The sequence below is a fragment of the Treponema endosymbiont of Eucomonympha sp. genome (assembly GCF_001028545.1).
The window spans coordinates 1-1,458 of the sequence record NZ_BBPW01000155.1 but is presented as its reverse complement, the minus strand read 5'-3'; the positions used below and the strand labels follow the sequence as shown (position 1 = coordinate 1,458).

The window sequence follows — 1,458 nt, the reverse complement described above, 5'->3', positions numbered from 1 at the left end:
ATTCACTATAAAAAAATAAAATCACACCTGTGGTGGCAAATGATAACGCTGCAATCGTTTTTGCTTGCCCATAGGCAGTACACGGTTCTGGAATTCGGCAACACCTGTTTACCCTTTGCGCCGGGAATCGTGTTTTTGCACGATATTTACTGCGAGTTTTTCCCCAAAGATTTCGTAACAACGCGCGATAAAATCATCCGTTTATACAATAAATGGCAGTACCGGCTGATTGCGAGAAAAGCAAAACGGATTGTAACGGTCTCGCATTTCAGCAAAAAACAAATCGCGGAAACATATCGCATTAACCCCTGCCGTATTTCGGTTATTTATAGCAGCTGGAATCATTTCAAGGCTGTTCGCGCCGATTATTCCGTGTTTGACCGCTTTCCGGCGCTTTCAAAGCCTTTTTATTTTTCGCTCGGAAGCCTTTCAAAGCGGAAAAACAGCAAGTGGATTATCACATATGCCGCAAAACACCCCGACGCGCTTTTTGCGCTTTCGGGCGAAAGTCTTCCTACGGTGCAGGAGACGGAGCTTGCCGATGCGTCTGCGCTATCAAATATCGTGCTTTTGGGTTATATTGACGACGCGAAAGTCAAGGCGCTTATGGAAAAATGCAAGGCGTTCCTTCTGCCCTCTTACTATGAGGGATTCGGGCTTACGCCGCTTGAGGCGCTTTCGTGCGGGGCAAAAATCATCGTGGCAAAGGCGGCAAGCCTGCCCGAAATCTACGGAAACACGGCGCATTATATCGACCCGTTTGATATCGGTGTCGACCTTGACGAACTTTTGCAGCAGCCGGTCGAGCCGCCGGACGCGATTCTTGCAAAATATTCATACGATACAGCGGCTCGGCACGTATACGATATGATAAAAGAGGTAGAAACGTGCTGATTCGTTCAAAAGCGCCGCTCAGGCTGGGACTTGCCGGCGGCGGTACCGATATTGCCGCGTATTACGACACATACGGCGGCTATGTGCTCAACGCTACAGTCGATATGTATGCGTATTGCATTCTGGAGCCAGCCGATTTGCCGAAATCAGGCGCTCCTGCCGAATCGTGCGGGGGCGGCAAAGTTGTGTTTAATGCTGCAGATTTTGACAAAACCGAAACCTATGAGGCGGCGAGCGTTCTGCCGGTGTCCCCCGCGCTGCCTTTGCATACCGGAATCTATAACCGGATTGTCGCCGACTACAACGGCGGAAAGCCGCTTTCATTCGCCATGACGACGTATTCCGACGCGCCGGCGGGGTCGGGACTTGGGTCGTCGTCAACAATGGTGGTCGCCATTATCAAGGCGTTTGTGGAGTGGCTCAATCTGCCGCTCGGCGAGTACGATATCGCGTCGTTTGCATACCGGGTCGAGCGGGAAGATTTGAAGCTGGCGGGCGGCAAGCAGGACCAGTACGCGGCGACATTCGGCGGATTCAACTTTATGGAGTTTTACGGGGACGAAA

The 1,458-nt window shown here is 51.3% G+C and carries 2 protein-coding genes; both read left to right on the top strand.

The annotated features are described in order from the left end of the window. Window positions 1-894 (top strand): glycosyltransferase family 4 protein (locus tag AWU74_RS05515; RefSeq protein ID WP_162504879.1); only part of this gene is annotated, 894 nt, incomplete at its 5' end. Further along, a partial coding sequence (locus tag AWU74_RS05510; RefSeq protein ID WP_438816359.1) for a GHMP family kinase ATP-binding protein occupies window positions 888-1,458 on the top strand: 571 nt, incomplete at its 3' end. The genes AWU74_RS05515 and AWU74_RS05510, both read left to right, overlap by 7 nt.